The organism is Streptomyces sp. NPDC041968 (assembly GCF_055589025.1).
This window is the reverse complement of the sequence record NZ_JBVJCB010000032.1, coordinates 1-4,468: the sequence shown is the minus strand read 5'-3', so window position 1 is coordinate 4,468 and position 4,468 is coordinate 1. Positions and strand designations below refer to the sequence as shown.

Below are 4,468 nucleotides of genomic sequence, written 5' to 3'. Positions count from 1 at the left end.
AAAGCAGCCACCCGACCAAGCCCCCACACCCGCGCACCCACCGCACACGGCACCTCACCCGACCCCACCGCCACCGCACCCCGAGTCACCACCCACAGCGGTGCCTCCAGCGCGGCGTCGGTCAGGGCCTGGATCGTCAGCAGCACCGCCGCCGTTCCCTGGTCCAGCCCGGGGTGCCCGGTGACCGCGGCCCCGCCGGAGTCGTGGAGGAGCAGTACTCCGGCCAGGCCCTCCGGGCTCCGCGCGAGCCCGGCCAGCCGTGCCGCCAGGGCGCCGCGGTCCGGGGTGTCCGCCCGCGGCGTTCCGGCGTCCTGTTCCAGCGGCCACACCAGGCGGGTGACCTCCGCGCCGGCCGCGCGCAGTGCCCGCTCCGCGGCGTCCGCGGAGTCCGTGCGCTGCCCATGCTCGACCATCAGCCAGCGATCCGAGGGGCTGAACCTGACAGCGTCTGCCTCGATCGCCTGCCAGGTGACGCGGTAGCGCAGTCCCGCGGTCCGCACGGCCGTGCGGTGCCGGTCGTGCCAGGCCGCCAAGTGCGGTAGTACGGCGCGCAGTTCGTGTTCGATGCCGGCGTCGCCGGCGCCCAGTCGCGCCGCGGCCGAGGCGGCGTCACCGGCGTGCACGGCGTCCCACAACGCCTCGTCCCGCTCGGCTTCCGGTACGGGGCGGGCGGAGGAGGCGGTCGTGGCGGTGGCGTCCGTGGTCCCGGCGGGGGCGAGCCAGTAACGGCTGTGCTGGAACGCGTAGGTGGGCAGGTCGGTGCGCCGGGCCCCGGTGCCCTCGTAGAGCGCGGCCCAGTCCAGGTCCGCGCCCCGGACGTAGGCGCTCGCGGCGGCCCGCAGCACGGTGTCGGCCTCCGGCCGCCCGCGGCGCAGCGCGGGGGCGAAGACGGCATCGGCCTCCGCGGCCAGGGACTCCTCCGCCATGCCGCACAGGACGGCGTCGGGGCCCAGCTCGATGAAGGTCGCGGCGTCCCGGGCGCTCGCGGCGCGCACGGCGTCGGCGAAGCGCACCGGCTGCCGCACCTGGCGGGTCCAGTAGCCGGGGTCCGTCAGCAGCGCGGCATCGGCGAGCGCGCCGGTCACCTCGGAGACGACCGGCACGCGGGGGGCGTGGTAGTCGACCGTTTCCGCGACCGCGCGGAAGTCGGCGAGCATGGCGTCCATGTGGGGTGAGTGGAAGGCGTGGCTCACCCGGAGGCGCTTGGTATGGCGCCCGCGGGCCGCCAGTTCACCGGCCGCCGCCCGTACGGCCGCTTCGTCCCCGGAGAGGACGAGGGCCTGCGGTCCGTTGACCGCGGCGACGACCGCGCCGCCGGCGAGGACGGGCCCCAGCGCGGCGGCCTCGGCCTCGGTGGCCTGCACGGCGGCCATCGCGCCGCCCTCGGGCAGGGCCCGCATCAGCCGGCCACGTGCGGAGACCAGCCGGGCCGCGTCGGCCGCCGAGAAGACTCCCGCCGCGTGAGCCGCCACCAGACCGCCGATCGAGTGACCCACGAGGACGTCCGGGACCAGGCCCCAGCTCTCCAGGAGCCGGAAGAGCGCGCTCTCCACCGCGAAGAGGGCCGGCTGGGTGTAGTCGGTGCGGTCGAGCAGTGCGGCGTCCGGGGTGGCGGGCCCGGCGAACATCACCGACAGGAGCGGGCGTTCGAGGTGGGCGTCGAACTCCGCCGCGATCCGGGCGAGGGCGTCGGCGAAGACGGGGAACCTCTCGCACAGTTCCCGACCGGCGCCGAGCCGCTGGGCGCCCTGCCCCGAACAGAGGAAGGCGATCCCACGGTCACGACGCGCGACACCCGTGACCACGGTCTCCGGCGTGCGGCCGGCGGCCAGCGCGGCGAGGTCCTCCCTGACCGCCCGGGGCTCGTGCACCAGCGCCACCGCCCGGTGTTCCAGGGTCTCCCTGGTGGTGGCCAGGGAGTACCCGATGTCGGCCGCGGAGGCGAAGCCGTCGTCGGTGCCCTCCGTGTGTCCCCGGCGGGCGAGGTCGGCGAGCCGTTCGGCCTGGCCGCGCAGCGCCTGCCGCGAGCGTGCCGAGAACACCCAGGGGAGCGGGCCGGCGACCGTGCCGGGCCGGTCGGACGCGGGGCCGTCCCCGGCCTCGGCCTTCTCCGGCGCCTGGACCGGTGCTTCCTCGAGGACCACATGGGCGTTGGTCCCGCTCACCCCGAACGCCGACACCGCGGCCCGCCGCACCCGACCCGACACCGACTCCGAGGCCGACGCCGACGCCGACGACCAGGGCCGGGCCTCGGTCAGCAACTCCACCGCCCCCGACGACCACTCCACCTTCGACGACGGAGCATCCACATGCAGCGTCCGCGGCAACGACCCGTGCCGCATCGCCTGCACCACCTTGATCACACCACCCACACCCGCAGCCGCCTGCGCATGCCCGATGTTCGACTTCAACGACCCCAACCACAGCGGATCACCCACGCGATCACGCCCGTACGTCGCCAACAACGCACCCGCCTCGATCGGATCACCCAACGCCGTCCCCGTACCGTGCGCCTCGACCAAGTCCACGTCGGCGGGCGTCAGCCCCGCATCCGCCAGCGCGTCACGGATCACCCGCTGCTGAGCCGGACCACTCGGCGCCGTCAGCCCATTGCTCGCGCCGTCCTGGTTGACGGCGCTGCCCCGCACCACCGCCAGCACCCGATGACCACGACGGCGCGCATCCGAGAGCCGCTCCACCAACAGCACACCCACACCCTCGGCCCACGCCGTCCCGTCCGCCCCCTCCGCGAACGCCTTGCACCGCCCGTCCACCGCCAGCCCCCGCTGCCGCGAGAACTCCACGAACACCGTCGGGTCGGGCATGACCGCTACCCCGCCGGCCAGCGCCATGTCGCACTCGCCCCGCCGCAACGACTGCACCGCCAGGTGCAACGCCACCAACGACGACGAGCACGCCGTCCCGACGGTCAGCGCGGGCCCCTCCAGTCCCAGGGTGTAGGCGATCCGGCCGGACAGCACGGCGTCGGCGTTGCCCGTCAGCAGATAGCCCTCGGTGCCCTCGGGGGCTCGCGCGGTGTCGGTGACGTATCCCGTGTGCGCGGCTCCGACGAAGACACCGGTACGGCTACCGCGCAGCGAGTTCGGCACGATCCCGGCCCGCTCCAACGCCTCCCACGACGTCTCCAGCAGCAACCGCTGCTGCGGGTCCATCACCAGAGCCTCGTTCGGCGAGACGCCGAAGAAGGCCGCGTCGAAGTCCCCCGCACCGGTGAGGAAGCCGCCTTCGCGGCAGTACGTCGTGCCGGGTGTGTCGGGGTCGGGTGAGTAGACGGCGTCCTCGTCCCAGCCGCGGTCGGCCGGGAAGCGGGTGATCGCGTCCACACCGTCCGCGGCGAGCCGCCACAGGTCGTCGGGACTGCTCACGCCACCGGGGTAGCGGCAGGCCATGCCCACGACGGCGACCGGCTCGTGCGCGGCGGCCTGGAGCTCCCGGTGTTGCCGGCGCAGCCGCTCGGTCTCCTTGACGGAGGTGCGCAGCGCACCCAGCACTTCGTCCATGGACGGTGACATCTTCGGCTTCCTCGTCTGCTCGCTGGGGAGAGGGCGTCGGCGGTGGGGCGTGATGCCGGTCGGCGCCGGTGGGGGCGCGCTACTGCTCCGGTGCTGCGTCGGGGGTGGTCCCCGCCGGGGCGGGCCCGCCGTCGGCCGGTTCGGTGGCTCCTGCGGCTTCCGTGGCCAACCGGATCAGGGCGTCCGCGTCGAGTGCGTCGATGTCGGCGTCGTGGGCGGCCGGCTCCGGTGCGGGCGGCGGGGTCGCGGGTCCTCCGCCGACGGGCTCCGGCGCGCCGCCCGGTGCGGGGACGCCTGCGGACAGCCGCTCCAGCAGCGCGCGGCCGAGCCGGTCGACGGTGGGGTGATCGAAGATGACCGTCGCCGGCAGCACGAGGCCGGTCGCCTCGGCGAGCCGGCCGCGCATCCGCACCGCGGCCAGCGAGTCGAAGCCGAGTTCCTTGAAGGCCACCTCGTGGCCGATGCCGCCGATCCCGTCGTGGCCCAGCACCTCCGCCGCCACCGTGCGGACCAGGTCGACCAGGACCTTGGTGCGCTCGCGCGGGGTGAGGGCGGCGTCGACGCGCCGGCGCAGTCCGTCCGACGCGTCCACGGTGGGCTCGGGGGTGCGCACCGCGCGGACCTGGGGGATCTCGGAGATCAGGGGGCTGGGCCGGTAGGCGGTGAACCCGGTGACGAAGTGCTCCCAGTCGATGTCGGCGACCGTGACGCAGGTGTCGTCGCGGTTCAGTGCCGTGTGCAGTGCCTCGATGCCCGCCTCGGGCCGCATCGGGGCGAGGCCGCGCTCGGCGTAGAAGTCCGTGACGCCTTCGTCCGCGCCCATGCCGTCGCCGCCCCACAGGCCCCAGGCCACGGACGTCGCGACCCGCCCCCGCGCACGACGACGCTCCGCCAACGCATCCAGATGCGCATTGGCCGCCGCATACACCGACTGC

General features: G+C 75.0%; 2 protein-coding genes. Both read right to left on the bottom strand.

Annotation, left to right across the window (positions count from 1 at the left end; genetic code table 11):
* Nucleotides 1-3,512 (bottom strand): type I polyketide synthase (locus ACZ6EG_RS33970; RefSeq protein WP_469610495.1); only part of this gene is annotated, 3,512 nt, incomplete at its 3' end.
* 100 nt (nucleotides 3,513-3,612) lie between these two features.
* Nucleotides 3,613-4,468 (bottom strand): beta-ketoacyl reductase (locus tag ACZ6EG_RS33965; RefSeq protein ID WP_391973053.1); only part of this gene is annotated, 856 nt, incomplete at its 5' end.